This is a genomic window from Quatrionicoccus australiensis, assembly GCF_020510425.1.
GTDB classification, from domain to species: domain Bacteria; phylum Pseudomonadota; class Gammaproteobacteria; order Burkholderiales; family Rhodocyclaceae; genus Azonexus; species Azonexus australiensis_A.
In genome coordinates, this window is sequence record NZ_JAHBAH010000001.1 from 1,513,573 (window position 1) to 1,533,679 (window position 20,107).

The following is a 20,107-nucleotide window of genomic DNA, read 5'->3' on the forward strand; positions in this document are numbered from 1 at the left end:
CCTAGGATGGTGGCAGACAAACAATTTCCAGCCGAGCAGTTCGGACTTGTTGCTCTATCTGTTTTTCCTGCCGTTCGCCCTGATCGGCGGCTTCTTGCTTCTCCGTGGTTTTATCGAGCATCTGAAGGCTCCTTTCCCGGACGAGGCGCCAATCAAGGAAATAACGGATGATGACCCTCTGGTCAGTGCCAAAGCAAAGACTTCGGCAGCAGAAAGAACATTTTCAATCTGCCTGATTGGTGCATGGCTTAATACCGCCTCCGGCAAGACTGCCGCAGAAATCCTGGAAAACATAGATGCAGGCGTTCGTCCCGAACCCAGTGAGAAGCAAAAGGACGACGACGGATTCCCGGTTTTCCTCGCCGACGTCAAGGATTTGGATATAGATAAATTTACTGAAACACTTACCTCCGAGAATGAAGGCCTTAGCGCGCTCTCAGCGAACACTCAAGTCACCCGACTGCTGGCACTACTCAATAGCATCTTGCCGGATGCCGAAATGCAAACACGTGCCCAGCTTAAAAAAGCACCGGCCAACGCCCGACTGAATATTCACTGGCTGGTGCCAAGCAATATCGAAAGCAATCATTTTCCAGCCATGCGTAGTTGGCTGAACGACAAACACTTGTCGGAGATTGACAAGAGCCGCGTCGAAATCATGATGACCCCCATAACCAGTGAAGCAGGTGCCTTAAGGCAGGTTGACGAATTAGTTCTGAAAACCAACCGGGAAAAGTTGGACGACAATCTGATTCTGCTCATCGCAGCGACCTCAGCAGTAGACGAAGCTAGCATTAACTCCCTTTCCATTCGCAAGCGTCTCTTCTCCGCTAGCAACCAGAACGGTCAAATACCCGGCGAAAGCGCGGTGTGCCTCCTCTTCTCCAGCCACAAGACCGCAACAAGCCACGCCATCGACGACGTCGTTGTAATGAGCCGCGTCAGCCACGCCAGCCGGGACAAAAGCGTGAACGCGGCGGGCAAAACTAACGGCACGCTGATTGGACACCTAGTAGACGGGTTATTGAATGTCCACTCACTTGAGGCATCCGGCATACAAGCACTGGTCTCGGATTCGGATCATCGCGCCAACCATATTTGCGAAGTACTGGCAGGAATCGAGTCAAATTTTGAGCACCTTGACCCAATGAAAGACTGTCTTGCGACCGGCACTGTTACCGGCTCCAACCTATCCACCGGAAGTCTGTTAGCACTTGTCTGCGCGCGAGAAAAAGTCCTGATGACGGAAGGCCCGGTTCTGTGTATCAGCAACCAGCATGACACAGAGAGAGCAGCCCTCCTCACCATGCCGTTTATTGCAAAACTCAGTACCGAAACCACGAGCACCTAAAAAAGCCTAAACCCATGTCCAGAATCCAATCATTGCTGACCGACTCCCGCTTCCTTTCATTCGTTGGCGTCGCAGCAATTACTGCCCTTTTCTTCCTCGGCGCTAAGACCCTTAAAGTGGCCATCATGTGGGCTGTGCTGGCGAGCATACTGCTCCTGATTGTCTGGATCGGCATCTGGCAGGTACGCCGCTACAGGGCAAAAAAGGGAAGCGACGCGCTCGAATCGATGTTAGAGCAGCAAAGCGAGCAAGGCAATCGGCGCTCGGGAGAAGCAACCAACGCAGAAATCGACGTGGTCAAAAAACGCCTGTTGAGCGCCGTCAAAACGATCAAAACCTCGAAGCTCGGGCAGGTTTCCGGCGCCAACGCGTTGTACGAACTGCCGTGGTACATAACCATTGGTAACCCAGCTGCGGGCAAGAGTACGGCAATCGTCAACTCCGGCCTGAAATTTCCGTTTGATGACGGTGGCGACACCGTCATCAAGGGCATCGGAGGAACAAGAAACTGCGATTGGTTTTTTACAAGCGAAGGTATTTTGCTTGATACGGCTGGGCGTTACTCCATCCACCAAGAAGACAGAGAAGAATGGATGGGATTTCTCGGGTTACTGAAGAAACACCGCCCGCGTGCGCCGATCAACGGCATCATTGTTACTGTCAATATTGGCGAGTTGATTGGTAATGCACCAAGTTTTGCCATCAACTTGGCGAAAAACCTGCGCCAACGAGTTCAGGAACTCACCGAAAAACTTGAAGTTTTCGCGCCAGTCTACGTGCTGTTTACCAAAGCCGACCTGATCCCTGGCTTCCGTGATTTTTTCCTTGATCTCGACTGGAATGAAAGAGATCACGTCTGGGGTGCCACCCTTCCCTACGAGCAGGCCAATGGCAATGACCTGATCTCGCTCTTTGATCACCACTACGAAGAACTCTACAAAGGCCTTCGCTCGATGAGCGTCGCACAAATGTCGAGAATTCAGAATGAAGGTGCGCCTCCCGGAGTACTCACCTTCCCGTCGGAATTCATCGCGATCAAGCCAGCGCTTCGCGCCTTCATTGCAACGCTCTTTGAAGACAACCCCTTCCAGTTCAAGCCCGTCTTCCGTGGATTCTATATTTCTTCCGCCATCCAGAGCAGCGATGTACAGCCACTATCAAACGACAGGATCATCAAGAAATTTGCGCTTTCCAGCGGCAACGCGACGCCAGTACGAACAGCACTAAATCACGGCTATTTCCTCAAGGAACTCTTTTCCAAGGTCATCTTTCCCGACCGAAATCTGGTACGGCAGCACACCAGCAGGATGAAAATCCGCATGCGCCAGATCGCGGTGCTCGGTGCGCTCGGCCTATTGGGTCTGGCACTGGGAGGCTGGAGTTGGTCATATATCAACAACCGCAGCCTCCTGGAAAATGTCGAACAGGATCTGGTCAAGGTCGTTCGCTTGCAGGAAGGGAAAATCGACCTCCAGTCACGCTTGGAAGCACTGGAAATACTTCAGGATCGTCTGATCCAGCTTGAACATTTTAATGAAGATCACCCGCTTTCGATTGGCCTGGGTCTTTACCAAGGCGAACTGCTCGCCGACAAATTGCGCAAGGAATATTACGATGGCGTAACAAATCTCATGTTGCTGCCTGTGAAAGCCAATCTTGAAACCTTCCTCGGCGACGTCATTACCCACTCTGAAAACCTGAAGCCAAGAACAACCACCACGCCGGCCAGGACCCCCTACAAAGGTGCGACAGCAAACGATGCCGAAGATGCCTACAACGCCCTCAAGACCTACGTAATGCTGTCAAGCCATGAGCATATCGATGTTGGCCACCTATCCGACCAAATGACCCGTTTCTGGCGAGGCTGGCTGGAGGCAAATCGTGGCACCATGAGTCGAGAGCAGATGATCCGCTCTGCAGGTCGCATTCTTTCCTTCCATCTGGAACATACCAACGATCCGGCGTGGCCGACCATCAACAACAATCTTGCCATTGTCGATGAGGCACGCGAAAAACTACGCAATGTTGTTCGCGGAATGCCCGCTGCAGAGCGCGTTTACTCGGAAATCAAGGCACGCGCCTCCACTCGTTTCCCACCCATCACTGTCGCCAATCTAGTCGGCCCGGACAATGCCAGTCTGGTTGCCGGCAGCCATGTCGTCTCTGGCGCATTTACCGTCCAAGCTTGGCATGAATATATCCAGTCAGCAATCAAGGACGCCGCCACCAGCGAACAAAAGAACGCGGACTGGGTGCTCCAGGCCTCCACCAAGGATGACCTGACGCTGGAAGGCAGCCCCGAGCAAATTCAGAAATCCCTGGTCGCCATGTACAAGCGCGATTATGCGGAAGAATGGAAGCAGTTTGTCCAGGGTGTCAGCGTCACCTCCTTCGAATCATTCACGGAAGCAATCAACGCCATGAACCGTCTTGGCGATCCCCATACATCCCCGATCGGCACGCTCGTCAAGGTCATTTTCGAACAAACATCCTGGGACAACCCCGCCCTCGCCAACGTCAGACTGGAAAAAGCCCAGCAAGGATTTGTCGAGTGGTTCAAGCGCTCCATTCTTCAAATGTCACCCGGTTCGGTACAACTGGATGTCAATATTTCAAGCAAACAGGCCGAAGTACCGATGGGCCCCGTCGGCAAGGAGTTTGCCGGATTCGGAAGACTGATGACTCCCCGCGACAACTCGGAATCCTTGTTCGAGGTTTACCTCAAGCAACTTTCCAAGATCCGGACTCGCCTCAATCAATTGAAAAATCAGGGAGACCCAGGCCCGGGCTCAATCAAGCTGATGCGCGAAACGATTGACGGAGGAACGTCCGAGCTCGCCGAAACGCTGCACTTTGTTGATGAGCAGATGCTGACCGGCATGCCGGACAATCAGCGTATGGTCCTTCGCCCGCTGTTATTGCGTCCGTTACTGCAATCGTTTGCCGCGATCATCAAACCATCTGCCATGGACCTGAACAAAACTTGGGAAGCCCAGGTTTATGAGCCGTTCAACCGCAAACTGGCAATCAAGTACCCATTTACAAAATCAAACATAGAAGCCTCGCCAGCCGAAATTGCGCAAATCTTTGGCCCGGACGGCGCGATTGCCAAGTACGTCGAAAGTACGATGGGATCGCTCGTCGTCAGGCGAGGCAATACCGTCGAACCAAGAACCTGGGGTGACCTCGGAATCATTCTTCAACCGGAATTCAAGAGTGAATTTGCCCGCTGGGTATCGCCGCTTGAAGGCGGAGCTGCCGCCAGTTCCGGAGTTGGCAATACCGGCCTTGCCCAGACGGTATTCATGCTCCGTCCTCAGGCCTCGCCAGGGACGACAGGTTACGTGATCGAGATTGACGGTCAAAAACTAAATTACCGGAACGGTCCGGCACAATGGGCCAATTTTGTCTGGCCAAGCACAGTCGGCACACCGGGCGTCCGCATTTCCACGACGACATTTGATGGAAAAGCCATTGAGATCATCAACTTCCCCGGCCGCTTCGGTCTCGAAAAGCTGATCAATTCAGCCCAACGAAGCCGGCAAGCTGACGGTACATTCCGTCTGACCTGGGCCAAGGAAGGGATAGAGATCAGCATCGACCTGCGGCTCGTCAGCAGTCCCCAGGCACAGGCCACCACCACGGAAGGCAGCGGTTCGCGTGGGCTCAGCGGGTTAATGCTGCCACGGACAGTAGCCGAGGAATCCACAACAAACGAAGCGAATGCGGCTCCGGTGCAGTCCCCGGGAACCACGGCAATTGCGCCGAGGGGAGTAGCACAATGAACGGCATTGTCTCCACACCAGCCACCTGTTTTGGCAAAGTTCCCACACGCGGCGACTTTGTCAAAGGCAATGGACAACACCAGCTGATTGGCACACTGGACCGTTGGGTATCACTCAGCATGGAACAACTGTCTGAAGACCCTCGCTGGAAATCCGCCTACGACAACGCCCCCTCCCTAGACTTTGCATTTGTCGGTTCACGCAGTCGAATCTCTGTTGTTGGCCACCTCAAACCCAGCCAAGACTCCTCCGGGCGCCGCTTTCCATTTATTACGGCAACGACCGTTGAGCGTGATGATTCCTTGATGTTCCGCTGTGCGCCTGCAGGCCTGCCCCATTCATTCGGCACGTTAGCCAGGATAGCCGAGGCCGGAGTAACGGGAGCCGAAGTGGGGCAAATTTTTGCAGATCTGGAACAGCTCAACTGCGCCGCTGATTTCGAACTTGCCCTTCAAGCTGACCCCCTTGGCAATTTCGTTCGTCGGACATCGGTCGAAGCGCTTGCCGAAATTCTCGCCCCCCCGCAATCCTCCGATCGCATCCGGCGCATCATCCTTGCCCTCGGCTTATTGATGCGGCCGGCATTAGGTCAGGGATCGGTTTCCATCAATAAGGAAATCTCCTTTCCTCTGCCGGCCGACGAACGTTACCGGAATCTTGTCGCAGGTCTGTGGCTTTACCTCGTTTCCGCATTCCTCCGCAAAACGTCGGTCGAATTGCAGCTCGTGATTTCTCGACAACCGGAAGCCAACCGCCTGGTCCTGGGCTTTAACGGCGCTTCGCCGCGCACCCTGCTCTCAGTGCTTCTACCCGAAACGACTGCTGAATACACCATTTCCCTCGACAACCCTGAATGGATCGACGACCACCCCGACCTGACCAATGACTATGGTCTTGCCAAGCTTTCTGCCTACCTGGCACAACCGACCATGACGCTCGAATCCGCCATTAATACATTCAGAGAAGTTTTTCTCGGGGAATAGCATGACCATCCGCTCAATCATCGCCATATTTTTTCTTCTCCTCAGTTCCTACGTTATTGCACAAACTGCCCAGACGCCTGCAAACGAAGAATCCACCAAAGTCATCGCCTCTGGTGTCGTGCCCGACGAAGCATCCAGAGCAGCCATACTAGGTAAGCTGCGCGACATTTATGGCGCTTCGGCTGTCGACGACCGACTGGAAGTTGGTGGTGTCGTACCGCCGCCCAACTGGAGCGAGCATATGGCAAAAATTCTCAATGCAAATCTCAAGCAGGTACGAAAGGGACAATTGCAGGTCAATGGCACGCAGATCTCGCTCAAGGGGAATGTCGCCAATGAAGCCCAGCGCCAGCAAGTTGTCAGCGACATGGCAACGGCCCTCAATCCGACCTATACCATTGACAACGGCCTGGCCGTCGCCAGCGCAGCCCCTGCCCAGACACTCCTTGACAGCACGCTGTCCAATCGTGTCGTTGAATTCCAGAGCAGTTCGACAACACTGACCCCTGCCGGCAGCGCCATCCTTGATGAAATGGCCGTAGCCATCAAACAGATCAGCAATGCGAAGGTTCAGATCATCGGCCACACTGACAGCAGCGGGAATCGTATGTCTAATATCGAGCTCAGTCTGGCAAGAGCCAACAGTGTTCGCTCCTACCTGATCGGCAAGAACATTCCCGCTAACATCCTGAGCACGGTTGGCGCAGGTCCGGACCGCCCGCTCTCTTCCAACGACACGCCTGAAGGACGATCAAAGAACCGCCGCATCGAGTTTCATCTGGTCAATTAAGCACAGCGCAGTTACCTCCGTTCCTGAATATCAGCCACCACCATTTGGTGGTGGCATCTCCACACCAAGAAGCTCTTCCATCCGCGACAAGGCCGCATCATCCTTGACGACGGCACGCAGCCACTCGTGAAGTGACATGTTTCCCCACTTGGCCGCCTTTTCCGCAAGATAGGCAACCGGGCTATGCGGCTCGGTCTGCTTGAAAAACGCAGCAATATCCTGCAACTGCTGAATCGCCTGCTCACGCGAACGCACCGGCCCCACCGAAACAGACATTCCCGCTTCCTGCGTTTCCCCTGTAGCTTCGTTGCTCTCTTCACCACCAGCGAAAACTGTCGCGGAAGACTCAATTTTCAGCCCCCCCGCTTCAACGGCATAGCGACGAAAATTTCGGAAAATATCATCCAGCAGTTCAAAAGTACTGCCAAATGCCGGAGAACTATTTTCCATCAGGCGATCAAGCAGTGCTTGCAGCGAAGTCATTGAGACCTTCAGAAGCTCCGCATCCCGCATGCAACTCAGGAAATACGCGGCAGGCGTATCCTTGCGTGCGGCCTCGAACATATCCAAAGAAACCTTGGAAGCCAGGGCAAACTCCTCCGCCCGGCCCGGGTTGAGCTCTACACTCCGGGCCATCGAACGCGCCGACTCAAGCACCAGCGACGAAAAGCAACCTTTGGGCGAACTGGTCAGCGGAATCTCCCGAATCAGGCGCGAAGTCTGACCAACCAGCCAGTCAAAATTACCTATCCGCTGCTCCATCTCGCCATCTTCCGGCAACGGATGAATTTCACTCCAGAACCTCTCGCACAACTGGTTCAACAGGGAATAGCCCTCAGCCAACCCGGCCAGCCCCTGGGTCTGGCCCAGCGCCTCGATCAGCCATCCGGCCACGCGAAGATCCTTGCTCTTGTTGGACAAGACTTCCTCGCATATGCGGCGCACCCGAATCCAGTCGGCCTCCTTGATATCAGTAACCCACTCACCCTGGGATAGCGATGGGTCATCAAATCGCCGTGCTTCCTGTATTTCGTCAAACTCGCTGGAGAACATCATGCTCTCGCCACACAGACCATGTTCAGACACAAGTGGTCGAACCAGAAGCTCAAAATTCATCGTCTAACGCCTTCACCGAAAATATTTTTTCATCATGCCATGAGTCAGACGACACACCCGCCCCAAAAAATGACATAGCAACATTTATCACCAATTACGAAAACAAACATATATTTCAATGATTTCACGACTGAAGTCACAACTCAATGATGATGCACTAAAACAAAATACAAAATTAGTCTCAAAACACCATATTCCACGCCGATTTAAACATGACATATAAAAACAATCCGCTACACAACCAGATGACTGCGTTAAAATTCAATGCTCTATGCATTTTTCCCAACGTCATCACTTCAATTCAGCACTCACCACCACCATGCCATCCCTCTTTAGCTCCGAAAAACGACTTTTCGACCTGCGCTGGCGTAACGACAACAGCCTAAATTTTCAGGTTGAAGCCTGGTGGGGACGCGAAGTGCTTTCCGGCGGATTCGAGTTGTGTATCGATCTGCTCTCCACCGACGCCTTCATCGAACTCAAGCGGATGCTCGGCCAGCCCGTCACCCTCCTCTCCAGCCTCTCAGATGGCACGCGCAGCGGGCGTTCCGGCCAGGTTCGCTCGGTCGTCAAGCAGGGCGCCGATGGCGGCTTTGCCCGCTACCGCATCACCGTCGTGCCCTGGTCCTGGCTGCTTACCCGCGGTCGACACAACCGCGTTTTTCAAGAGAAGACGCTCATCGAGATCGTTGAGGCGGCTTTTGCTGATTATGCTGACCATGCCGCCTGGCATTGGTCCGACGAAGTCGCCAGCTTCATGGCCGATGCCCGCAAGCGCAGCTATTGCGTCCAGTATCGCGAATCCGACTATGCTTTCATCTCTCGCCTGCTTGCTGAAGAAGGCCTGGGCTGGTGTATTGAAGAGGATGACAAGGCCCCTGCCGGGCATCGCCTGCGCATTTTTGCCGATAGCCAGTCCTTTCCCGAAGATGCCCTCTCTGAACATGCCAATGGCGGCCAGGGTATCCGCTTCCACCGCGCCGATTCTCAGGAGGATCAGGATGCCATCGTGGCTTTCGGCGTGCATCACCAGCTCTCGGTTTCGATCGCTTCGGCCTATTCCTTCGACTACAAGCGCAAGTCTTCGGTGGCGGTCAGCGTCCCCACCGCCCAGCCGCAGGGCGGCGAGCGGGCGCCGGTGCTTGAATCCTACGATGACCCCGGTCTCTATGCCTTTGCCAGCAGAGCTGAGGCCGAGCGTTATCAGCGTCTGATCATGGAAGCCTTCGAGGCGCGTTATCAGTCCTTTCTCGGGCGCGGCACGGTGCGCACTTTGCGCCCGGGGTCGTGTTTTGACCTGGTTGATGCGCCACAGGCCAAGGGCGGTGAAGCAGAACGCCGCTTTGCCGTGCTCGGCGTCACGCATGTCGGCATCAACAACCTTTCCGGTGAGGCAATGAACGCCGTGGCCGAGCGACTGGCGAACGGGAAATTTCTGAACGCCGATGCGGATGCGCTGGCGACCGAGGATGCGTTGTCGCCCGTCCATGCGCCCACTCATCTGCCGGACACCTTGCTCAAGCTGGCGGCAGAACGGGGCTACGCCAACAGTTTTGAATCCCAGCCCGGCAAATGTCCCTGGCGCCCACTTCTGGCGGACGCCGCCGGCACCCGCATCAATCCCCGCCCCACCGTGGCCGGCCCGATAAGCGCCATCGTCGTCGGCCCGCAGGGCGAGACGTCGCCCAACGGGGCAGATGAGTTGTGGTGCGATGCCCTGGGCCGGGTCAAGGTCCGTTTCTCCTGGCAATTGGCCGAGGCGGAGGATGATAAAAGCACCTGCTGGGTCCGCGTCGTCTCCCGTCAGTCCGGCCCCGGCATGGGCTGGCAGTGGTTGCCGCGCATCGGGCAGGAGGTGCTGCTCGGCTTTTACGGTAACGATATCGACCGCCCTGTTGTGCTCGGCGCCTTGTTCAATGGTCAAGGTGAAGGCGGTGTCTCGCCAACCACCGGCGGGAATGCCGGCAAGGTGGCCGATTTGACGGTTTTTGCTGCGTCGACCGACCAGCAACCCAGCGCCCAGGGCAACCTCGCCAGCGGCAACAGCCCTGCCTGGCATGGCGGGGCGAGCGAAAGCCACGGCCATGCGGCCGCCCTCTCCGGCTTCAAGAGCAAGGAATTCGGCGCCAGCGGCGCAACGGCGGGTTACAACCAGCTCCTGTTTGATGACAGCGACCAGCAGCAGCGCGTCCAGTTGAAGAGTACGCAGCACACCAGCGAACTCAATCTCGGCCACCTGATTCATCAGGCCGACAATTACCGCGGCAGCTTCCGCGGCATCGGGGCGGAGCTGCGTACCGATGCCTGGGGGGCGCTGCGTGGCGGGCGGGGTGTGATCATGACGAACTGGCGCCAAGACACCCCCGGCGAGCCGGCTGGCGACATTGCCAGCGGACGCGCCCTGCTCAAGCAGGCAGCGACGTTGGCCGATACGCTATCCAACGCCGCCGGCACGCACCAGAGCGTTACCCTGGCCTGCAGCATCGGCACCACCGGCAAGGACCAGAGCGCCATCGACCCCAAGGCCGCGCCGCTCAAGGCGCTGGTCACCGTCGCCGGTGGCATGGTCGATGCCAAAGAGCCCAGCACGGCGTACAGCGATGCCCAGGGCAAGAACACGGCAACCAATCAGGGCAAGGTGCCGCACCTGACCGACGCCGCCTTCATCCAGGCCGGCAAAGCCGGGCTTGGCCTGGTCGCCGGCCAGCAGTTGCAATTCGCCAATGGCGAAACCATCGTCCTGGCGAGCGGCCGGGATAGTAACTTCGCCGTCGCCGGCCAGGCGAGATTCCACAGCGGCCAGGCCATCGGCCTGCTGGCCGGGGCGATTCAACCCGGCGAGGGCAACACCGGCATCAAACTGATCGCCGCCAAGGACGACCTCGACCTGCAGGCGCAGAGCGATGAGATGAAGTTCCTGGCGAAGAAGGAGATGAAGCTGGTGGCGGCCAGTGCGAATATCGACTTCGCGGCGGCGAAGAAGATTCATCTGGCGGTATCAGGCGGAGCGAGCATCACGATTGATGGCGGGATTACCGTGCAGTGCCCGGGGACGATTACGGTGCATGCGTCAAAGAAGAGTTTTACGGGGCCGGCGCAGATGAGCTATGCCTTCCCACATTTTCCCAGTAATCCATTTGAAACTACCACTCCGCGCTTTGACTTTAAGCTGACTGATATGCCGGGGCCCGACGGCGCGGCGTTGAGCGATACGCCTTGGCGCATAGTATTAGCTGCAGACGAATCCGAGGCACTAGGCCATACCTCGACCCTAATGACAGGACAAAGCGATGTTCAAGGCAAACTCACCTTATCGTCAGAACAGGAAAAGCAGCTTGCAGAAGCCCACTCCTCTGGCAAAGGAGTTTGGGTGCTATTTGAAGGACAGGTTAAGCAACTCGAAGTAACCAAGGAACGCCAGGGATGGACGGACCAGCAGAAACTTGAGCATGCCCTCGATTCTTTGGGTTTTGCAGATTGTTTTGGCGTTGCTGCCGATGCGGACAGTAGCGCGTTTGCGGCACCGTTGGCTCGTGGTGAATTGGGCAATACCACCAACGCGATATTCGATAAATTCAAGAAAGGCGTGTAATGGCAAAGCCCCGCTCAACAGTCCATCAAATTATCGGAACAGATGGCAAGCCCCATACTGCCACAGGTTGTTTTAACCCTTGGATCGGCAGTGGCCCTGACGTATTTGCCATGCCTCGAAATGGCAACAAGGCGATTCCGCTTTTGTCCGGAAAAGCCTATTTCGCTGATTTGATTACCAGCGTTGATGCAGCGCAGAGCGAGGTATTAATTCTCGGCTGGCAAGTGTCGTGGGATGCGCTGCTTGCACCCAGTGTTCGCTTATACGATCTGGTATACCGAAATGCCAAGCGCGGGATAAAGTTTTACATCATGCCCTGGAACGACACCAATCCGGTCCAAACTTACGATGACCAGACACGAATCGTTCTCGCGGACATCAACAAGCGCCTGGGCTTAACAGGTGACAAAGCAGTTATCCACGTTTTGTTGTCAGGATCATTTGCCGGGACCAACAATGATTATTTCAGCCATCATCAGAAATGCATCGTGGTGGACCGCAAAATCGGATATATGGGCGGCATCGATTTATCTTATGGGCGTTACGATAATGCTGCCTATCCCCTCAAGCCCGACGCTGACGGGCGCGCCGCCCTGAATCGTTATAACCCTTGCATTGCCTGGGTTAAGCCGCTCAAAGAGAGTGATGTGGTGGACCCGGATTTGATGTCGGGGGTTGCCGATAATGCTCGGCCAAGTGTGTGGCAAGCCATGGGCAATGGCATGGCGGGAATGGCAACACCTACGGCGCAGGCTGCTGACGACCGCAGCCCGGCTGAACGGACTTCGGACAAAGCCTTCAATGGGGGATGGCAAGCGCCCTATCAAGACAATGCGGCTTGGCGAAATTCTCACAGCACGGATGCCAATACGCTGGACCTGACCACCCTGGATGAGCGCATGCAGCCTCGTATGCCATGGCAAGATGTCCATTGTCGTATCGAAGGGCCGGTCGTCTCGGACATGGTGCGCAATTTTGTGGTGCGCTGGAATATCGGTAGCAAAAGCAAGTTGTCTTTGCCGGACAGCCCTGCCTCATACCCCAAAGCAGGCTCGGCACGGATTCAGTTTTTACGTAGCGCCCCCGCGGCGATGCGCATCAAAGAATACGCGGCGGCAGACAAGGATGCCTTTGCCGCTCCGCCCACCGGAGATGACAGAGGCATTCAGCAAGCAATGGTGCGCCTCATCGAGAACGCAGCCCATTTCGTTTATATCGAAAGTCAGTTTTTTGTGTCGGATTTTGGGAAGCCACAAACCGAACCCAAGGATCAGCTTAGTCCTGTCGGGAAATTTATCGAACGCAGTTCCAAGGGCATCGGTAAAGGCACAGTGGCCATTGTTCGCCAAGCGGATGACCTCAGCAGTGCTGCAATGGATCAAACCCCGCAAAACGGCGTATGTCTCGCCCTCATCGCTCGGATTCAACAAGCGATATTCGATGCGACGAAACCCAGTCTCCATGTGTACGTCACCTTACCGGTTCACCCGGAAGGCGACTTAATGAGGCACTCCATTGCGGCACAGGTGTATTGGACCATGCAAAGCATTTCCAACGGGAGCCATAGCCTCCTGAATGGGATTCGCCGGGCACTTAAAGCCAAGGAGTTGAAGGACAAAAACAAGCCTTACGAGGCAGTACTGAAAGATCCAAATAACAAGGAATACGAAAAAATTCCAGTCGAGGCTTGCGAACGCTACGTTACGTTTTTGAACCTGCGTAATTGGGAAAAAATCGGCCAAAACTACGTAACCGAGCAAATCTACATTCACAGCAAACTGATGGTCGTCGACGACCGCTTTGCCCTGCTGGGCAGCGCCAACGTCAATGACCGCAGCCTGTTGGGCGAACGCGATTCGGAAATTGCCGTACTTGTGATCGATACCGACACCAGCCAATGCGATGTGGGAACGGGAAGCAAAAAGCCGGTACGTACCTTCGCCCGCGACTTGCGCGTGGGCGTCTGGAAAAAGATTTTCGGCATTACCGGCAATGTTCGACCAGCAAGCCATTTGAAACAGGCCATTGAGCAACCAGCTAATCCGGCGAGTTGGCAGGCCATTCAGAAGCAGGCCAAGGCCAATGCTGATGCTTATGAAAAAGCGTTTCCGTTTGTGCCGAGAAATTGGTCGGGGGCTAAGGATCAGAATGACAAGCCTATTCCTAGTAGCCTTCTTCCGCCCTGGGTTGGCAACAAACTTGCCTCGCCCATGCCCAGCCAGCCGGAATTCTGGCAAAAGCCGCAATTCAAGGCGGACGGTGTTGCCGGCCTGAATAGCATCAAAGGCTTCATCACCGCGCTGCCGATCCATTGGGCAGAAAAAGAGAATCTGGATTTCAAGCTACCAACCCCAATTCTGGTTCGGAACAATTCGCCGGCAGGTGATGCGTTGAAACCCGACACCACTACAGCAGTTGCAGCAACAGAAAGAGCGACCGATGCGGCATGAGTGGATGACGTTGTTGGTGGCATTGGTCTGTGGGAGTGCAGATTGCTCGGAAACAGCACCACCTGAATGGAAGAAGGATTGTGTCGGTCGCTTGCAACTGGCTTTGCCTAGTGAAGCGGATCACGGCGCTTTTCTGGGTAACGAACGCTTCAAAGTCCGATACGGCCAGCCTGAACCGCGCTTCCCTGATGGTGATGAAGCCGATTGGACGGCGTTTTCGGTTGGTGATATTACTCACCCGCTAACAAAAGCGGAAAAAGTTGATGCGCTAGTTGCGTTAAAAAAGATAAAAGCAAGCGTTATTAGAACTTACAAGACTGAGGAAAAAATCGTAGTTCAAGCTTGGCCCGTCGGCAAGCAGGATGGTATGGGTTGGATTGCGCCAAACCGTAGAATTACGTTAAATATTTTTGTTGGCGATACACTTTTTTCGTGGTCACAAACGTCGGAGGACGCGGCTGAATTTGTAGGAGTTCAACGAAATGCAAGAAATATCGTTGATGGCCTGCGCCCACGCCCGCTATTCGACGTTCCAGCGGAAACAGGCCTTTGTCTGCCCTATGTTTTCATTCCGGATAACGGGCAGGAAAAGCATGCTATCGCAATGACCTACCGCCTGCAGGAACATCCAGATATCACGATTAATCTCAAGAGCGAAACTGCTGCAGTCACACCTAAACCCGGCGATCCCATCAGGCCGGAGGTGGTTACCAACGAATACCAGATCGATGAGTATTGGAATGGCCGAACCACCGCAACAGCCGGGCTTCATTCAGCCAAGTCACGTTGGCGTTTTCCTTCAAAGCGCCCAATCCATTTAGCCGCCAAATCCGGACTGGAAACATTCGTTGCCGTCGTCCGAAAAAAAGGCGCCGACGAAGACTATATCTATCATGCCGTTGCCCGAGGCAACCCGGACACCCCGGAAACAGCACCTGATATTCGCCTTGTCATCGAACAAAAGCGAGAAAACGCCATCAAGCGCGGTATCAAGCCTTTGGCGCAGGACGAGGTACTAAAACTCGCCAAACAAATCGCCGCCAGCATTACCGTTCGAGTGGAGAAGTGAGTGTTAGACAGCAAACTAGGCCAAGCTCACATGACACTGCGCCCCGCAACTGAAGGTCAAATTACAACGCAATGAACTTGAAAACAATCTTGCGAATAAGCTCATATTGTTTACTAATTGGAGCGATTGCTTACATAATCTACGGAGTACTCACCCCGTCCCAGGCTTGTGGCCATGGAGGTGGTATGTCATGTATGGGCAATGGCATCGGGGAAGCAGTGATTCTTCTGGCAACTTCATTGGCTTTGCTTTTAGTTGCATCACTGCTAAATGCAATTGGATTTGCAGTTTCCTCGCCACCTCGAACGGGGTGGCGAAAGTTTGAGCTCGCCGCATTCCAAATTCCATTGATACTGATTGGAATAACTGCAATGCAGTTCTTTGTGCGGTGATTCCCCCGGAAAAGTTAACCGAGCCTCAAGCTTCTGTGATGAGCCACATGATTTGCTACGGTCAATTTCCAATTTTGGCCGTTTTTTCCGGTTGACCGTGGCAATCACTGGCCGACGCACCGCCTTCGTCTCCCGCCTGCTCACCAAAGAAGGCCTGGGCTGGTGTATTGAAGAGGATGACAAGGCCCCCGCCGGGCATCGCCTGCGCATTTTTGCCGATAGCCAGTCTTTTCCCGAAGACGCCCTCTCTGAGCATGCCAATGGCGGCCAGGGTACCTTCCTGACCATCGGCAGCACCAACATCAACACTCGCAGCATGCAGGTCGACAGCGAACTCAACGTCACCCACCACCGGCCCGAAGTCACCGGCCCGATTCGACAAAGGCTGTGGGGCGACCATACCCAGGGCCAGAGCGGGCAGGAGCCGATGGGGCAGGAGGGGATGGCGGCGGCGTATGAAAAGTGGGGAAAAATCATGACTCGAAACACTGACAACAAAGGCAAGAATAAAGTCCCCATCGCCCGCCTGGCCGCCTTCCTGCGTACAAATCCCGACCGCAGCAACAAGGATTAGCCCCATGCCCTTTGCTTCGCCAACCTCCCGGCTATTGGCCGGCCTGCTGCTGATCCTGCCCCTGCTGGCCTGCCAGCCGGGCACCCACCACAAGACCAAGGAGCGCCCCGTGCCCGACATGCCCGAGATACAAGCCAAGCTGGCCTTCACCTGTGCCTACGAGAAAGACAAAATTCCGCCGCGCGATCCTGAAGCCGACCAGCTTTACAAGCATGCCCGCTGGCTTGCCAAAAGCAACATCCTCAAGAACGATCCGACCGTATATCCCGGCATCGAGCGCCTGATCCGCATCGCCACCGCCCATGGCCACGACAAGGCCAACCTCGAATTACGCCAGATGATCGGCAAGGGCCAGGCCGACAGCGACGACCCGGTCAAGAAAACTCTCGATCTCACAGAAGACCTGATCAAGCGCGGTATTCCCGGTGGCTACTACGACATGGGCCGCTACCTGGAACGCGGCTACGGCGTCAAGGAAGATCCCGAGCTGTCCCTGAAGTATTACCGCAAGGCTGCCGACCTCGGCAGCCCGGAGGGGCAATATCTGGTTGGCGGCAAGCTGGCCCCCATCGACATTGCCCCCCAAATCGCCCGGCAGATGCGCCGTTGTGCTGCCGAACAGGGGCATGGAAAAGCGGGATTGGAATTGGGGGTCGATCTGCAGGCTGAGACGGAATTCACCGAAGCCCTGACCGCCTTCCAGTTGGGCGCAAAGGCTGGAAACTCCGGTGCGGCCTCGTTTCTTAAGGACGGTTTTAATGGGCCTGCGCCTACTGACGAATTGAATTATTTGGGCCAACAAAAAGACCCCGAGCGCGTTCGCCGTTACGAAGTGATCTGGGAGTTTCTCGCAAACTACGACTACCTCAACCCCAGCGTCCCCGAAATCGACCAGATCGTGCCCCTGCCGCCGGCCAAGCTCCCCCCGTGGGACGGCAAGCTGCAATGGCTGGAAGCCCACAAGGCCAACCTGCCGCCACCCTTGCCCAGCGAAGAACGCATCGCCGAAATGGCCCGTGCCAAGGGTCTAGACCCGAAGACCGGGCGGCTGCCGGTATTGATCACTGGCAAGGTGCGCTGATGTCAGTGATGAATTTGAATATCACCAAAATCGGTATTGGAAATTGGCGATTTCGGACGCTCATATGCCAGTTCGCGCTAATACTCGGGCTTGCCCTTTCGCTTACAGTTGATGCCGGTGCTGGCACAGCAACAGAACGTACCGTAGCAAATTTGCCGGATATTCGTCTCGATGCATCATTTTCGTGTGTCAATGCGAAAATCGCCACTGCAGTTCCCGGTGAGGCTGAGCAACTCTACGAATACGCGCGTTGGCTAAGGCGTAGTGAGAGTCAGGAATATAGCGCTGAACTCGAAAGCAGGATCGAGAGCTTTTATCGCATTGCTTGGGCCTATGGTCATGACAAGGCTGGTCGGGCTTTGCGATACATGCTCGGCGAGGGGCACGACCTCAACCAAGATTCTGTAGCCGAAACCTTGGACCTCATAGGAGAAGCGATCCGCCGAGACAGTCCCGACGGATTTTTCGATATGGGCCGCTTTCTTGCTAGCGGCCGTGGCGTTCGCCTTGATAACGAACTGTCCTGGAAGTACTACCGCAAGTCCGCAGATCTTGGCAGTCCGCAAGGATTGGATTTGATGGGAGAGGCGCTGACGAACTACGGATCTCCGAGTAGCGAGAATATTGCGACAGGTTTCAAAATGCTCCGTTGTGCCGCTGAACAAGGGCATGGTCAAGCGGCGCGAAAGCTTGCAATGGCGTTGAAAGCCGAAAAACGCCATGCCGAGGCACTGAAAATTTTCCAGCTTGGTGTTCGTAATGGCAATGCAAGGTCAGCGTCATTTTTGCGGGCCTACATGAGCGGCCCTGCGCCTGATAGCGACTTGTATTATCCGGCACTCAAAAAAGATACTGAGCGCGAGCGCCGCTATGCTGCTATTGGTGCGATTCTTTCCGAATATCGCGAATACGGCGCCACTGTCCCCGAAATTGACCAGATCGTGCCCTTGCCACCGGCCAAGCTTCCCCCTTGGGACGGCAAGCTGCAATGGCTGGAAGCCCACAAGGCCAACCTGCCGCCGCCGTTGCCGAGCGAAGAGCACATTGCCGAAATGGCCCGCGCCAAGGGCCTGGACCCGAAGACCGGGCGACCACTGGTGTCGAGCGCGGTGAAGGGGCGCTGAAAGGATGAATCGGCTTCGGGACTTTCTTCTTGCTGCCATGCTCGCCCGCCAGCTAGACACCACCCAGCCATTTCCATTTTATTTTTGGCCGTTTTTTCCGGTTGACCGTGGCAATCACCGCCCGCCGCCCTGTGTCGAAGCGCCAGCCCGTCACCTTGCTCACCAGCCTCTCCGACGGCACGCGCAGCGGGCGCCGGTGCTTGAATCCTACGATGACCCCGGCCTCTATGCCTTTGCCAGCAACGCTGAGGCCGAGCGTTATCAGCGTCTGATCATGGAAGCCTTCGAGAGCGGCCAAGACAGCAACTTCGCCATCACCGACAAGGCCAGAATCCATGCCGGCCAGGCCATCGGCCTCCTGGCCGGCGCCATACAGGCCAGCGAAGGCAACACCAGCATCAAGCTCATCGCCGCGAAAGACGACATCGACTTGCAGGCGCAGAGCGACGAGATGAAGTTCCAATCCAAGAAGAACATGAAGCTGGTGTCAGCCAATGCGAACATCGACTTCGCGGCGGCGAAGAAGGGAGATTATGCGTTGCCAAAAGTCCCCAGCAACCCATTTGAAACCATGGCACCGCACTTTGATTTCAAGCTGACAGATACGCGTGCCAAAGATGTGCTGAAAAAAGAGCCTGCGGCGGCGGTTGCTTCGGTGACTACAGGTCTTCAGGGGCAATCCGATGCGGCGTAAGTACTTGGCGTTATTGGCTTCCATCATCTGCGGAAGCGCGGGCTGTTCAGAAACTGCTCCGCCCGAATGGCCGAAAGAGTGTGTCGGGCGCTTGCAACTGGCTTTGCCGGGTGAAGCGGATCAGGGGGCATATTTATTCAAAGATTTGATTGTTGATAGAGAGAAATATGGTGGCTGGGCATCCACCGTGTTTTTTGACGGACAGCATGATGGTTGGACAGCGTTTTCTATATCACATATTACTCACCCGCTAACTCATCCGGAAAAGCAACTGGTTGCGAGAGAGTTTCAGAAAATTGTTGATAGAGCGACTAAATTTCATAAGAGCAAGGTGGTTTTTCTACCGGTCAACAAACAACATGGTCAGGCATGGGCCGTTACTAATAGGGATATTGGGCTTGATGTCATAGTTAATGACTCAGTTTTTCTATGGGGAAACGCGACAAGTAGCGATACTGAATTTGTGCTAGCCAAGGAGAAACTCAATCGCCTAATTAATGGTCTGCGCCCCCGCACACTTTTCGACGTTCCTTCCGAACCGGGCCTTTGTCTCCCCTATGTATTCATTCCGGACGGCGGGCAGGAGAAGCATGCCATCGCAATGACTTACCGCCTCAAGGAACATCCGGATATCACGGTAAACCTCAAGAGCGAAACAGCCAAAGCAACCCCCAAGGCTGGTGCCGATATCCGACAAGATTCCGTCACGAACGATTTTCGAACAGATACTTTTTGGGGAACCGTCACAGCCCCCGGAAACCTTAAGTCCGCCAGAAGCATCTGGCATTTGCCTGCTAGGCAATCGATTCAACTTGCAGGTTGCCCAGGCCAAGAAACCTTTCTTGCAGTTGTCCGAAATGATTCCGCAGAAGAGGACTACATCTATCTCTCCGTTGCCCGAGGCAATCCGGACGCCCCGGAAGCAGCGCCAGATATCCGTTTTTTCGTCGAACAACAACGAGAAAACGCCATCAAGCGGGGTATCACGCCCTTGACGCAGGATGAAGTCCTGAAACTTGCACGGCAAATTGCTGCGAGTGTTGGGCCGCGTCAGGGTAAGTAGAGGAATTCTGGCAAGAGGTTATCCGAACATTTCAATTTCACCG

13 protein-coding genes are annotated in these 20,107 nt (G+C 55.1%); 12 read left to right on the plus strand and 1 reads right to left on the minus strand.

Annotated elements, in window-relative coordinates:
• Nucleotides 1-46: 46 nt before the first annotated feature.
• From KIG99_RS07355 to KIG99_RS07370, 4 genes are read left to right on the plus strand one after another with little or no spacing between them, the layout of a single operon-like run.
• Nucleotides 47-1,351: a hypothetical protein gene (locus KIG99_RS07355; RefSeq protein ID WP_226459563.1), complete on the plus strand. Its 1,305-nt coding sequence runs from the start codon at nt 47-49 to the stop codon at nt 1,349-1,351.
• A gap of 14 nt (nt 1,352-1,365) precedes the next feature.
• Nucleotides 1,366-5,136, plus strand: a complete 3,771-nt coding sequence (tssM, locus tag KIG99_RS07360) for a type VI secretion system membrane subunit TssM (protein WP_226459564.1) — start codon at nt 1,366-1,368, stop codon at nt 5,134-5,136.
• Nucleotides 5,133-6,119 carry a type VI secretion system-associated protein TagF gene (gene tagF, locus KIG99_RS07365; protein ID WP_226459565.1) on the plus strand — a complete coding sequence of 329 codons (987 nt, stop codon included), beginning with the start codon at nt 5,133-5,135 and terminating at the stop codon, nt 6,117-6,119. The genes tssM and tagF overlap by 4 nt, the downstream gene beginning before the upstream one ends.
• Before the next feature lies 1 nt (nt 6,120).
• On the plus strand, nt 6,121-6,909 hold the full coding sequence (locus KIG99_RS07370; protein WP_226459566.1) for an OmpA family protein: 789 nt from the start codon (nt 6,121-6,123) through the stop codon (nt 6,907-6,909).
• 30 nt (nt 6,910-6,939) lie between these two features.
• Here KIG99_RS07370 and tssA read toward each other — a convergent pair whose 3' ends face one another.
• Entirely contained in the window at nt 6,940-8,025 is a 1,086-nt protein-coding gene (tssA, locus tag KIG99_RS07375; protein WP_226459567.1) for a type VI secretion system protein TssA, read from the minus strand.
• Nucleotides 8,026-8,344: 319 nt separating this feature from the next.
• Here tssA and KIG99_RS07380 point away from each other — a divergent pair, with 319 nt between their 5' ends.
• The 8 genes from KIG99_RS07380 (at nt 8,345) to KIG99_RS07415 (ending at nt 20,064) form a co-directional block, all read left to right on the plus strand.
• A complete protein-coding gene (locus KIG99_RS07380) occupies nt 8,345-11,617 on the plus strand; it encodes a type VI secretion system Vgr family protein (protein ID WP_226459568.1) in 3,273 nt (1,090 codons plus the stop codon).
• Nucleotides 11,617-14,067, plus strand: coding sequence for a phospholipase D-like domain-containing protein (locus KIG99_RS07385; protein WP_226459569.1), 2,451 nt, complete (start codon nt 11,617-11,619; stop codon nt 14,065-14,067). The genes KIG99_RS07380 and KIG99_RS07385 overlap by 1 nt, the downstream gene beginning before the upstream one ends.
• Nucleotides 14,057-15,136, plus strand: a complete 1,080-nt coding sequence (locus KIG99_RS07390; protein ID WP_226459570.1) for a T6SS immunity protein Tli4 family protein — start codon at nt 14,057-14,059, stop codon at nt 15,134-15,136. Before KIG99_RS07385 ends, KIG99_RS07390 begins: the two co-directional genes overlap by 11 nt.
• A 483-nt stretch (nt 15,137-15,619) precedes the next feature.
• Nucleotides 15,620-16,102 carry a hypothetical protein gene (locus KIG99_RS07395; RefSeq protein ID WP_226459571.1) on the plus strand — a complete coding sequence of 161 codons (483 nt, stop codon included), beginning with the start codon at nt 15,620-15,622 and terminating at the stop codon, nt 16,100-16,102.
• Between the two features lie 4 nt (nt 16,103-16,106).
• Nucleotides 16,107-17,183, plus strand: coding sequence for an SEL1-like repeat protein (locus KIG99_RS07400; protein WP_226459572.1), 1,077 nt, complete (start codon nt 16,107-16,109; stop codon nt 17,181-17,183).
• Nucleotides 17,183-18,307, plus strand: a complete 1,125-nt coding sequence (locus KIG99_RS07405; protein WP_226459573.1) for an SEL1-like repeat protein — start codon at nt 17,183-17,185, stop codon at nt 18,305-18,307. The genes KIG99_RS07400 and KIG99_RS07405 overlap by 1 nt, the downstream gene beginning before the upstream one ends.
• A 196-nt stretch (nt 18,308-18,503) precedes the next feature.
• Nucleotides 18,504-19,001: a DUF2345 domain-containing protein gene (locus tag KIG99_RS07410; RefSeq protein ID WP_226459574.1), complete on the plus strand. Its 498-nt coding sequence runs from the start codon at nt 18,504-18,506 to the stop codon at nt 18,999-19,001.
• Nucleotides 18,991-20,064 (plus strand): T6SS immunity protein Tli4 family protein, encoded by a 1,074-nt coding sequence (locus tag KIG99_RS07415; protein ID WP_226459575.1) that lies wholly within the window; start codon nt 18,991-18,993, stop codon nt 20,062-20,064. The genes KIG99_RS07410 and KIG99_RS07415 overlap by 11 nt, the downstream gene beginning before the upstream one ends.
• The last annotated feature ends 43 nt before the right edge of the window (nt 20,065-20,107 follow it).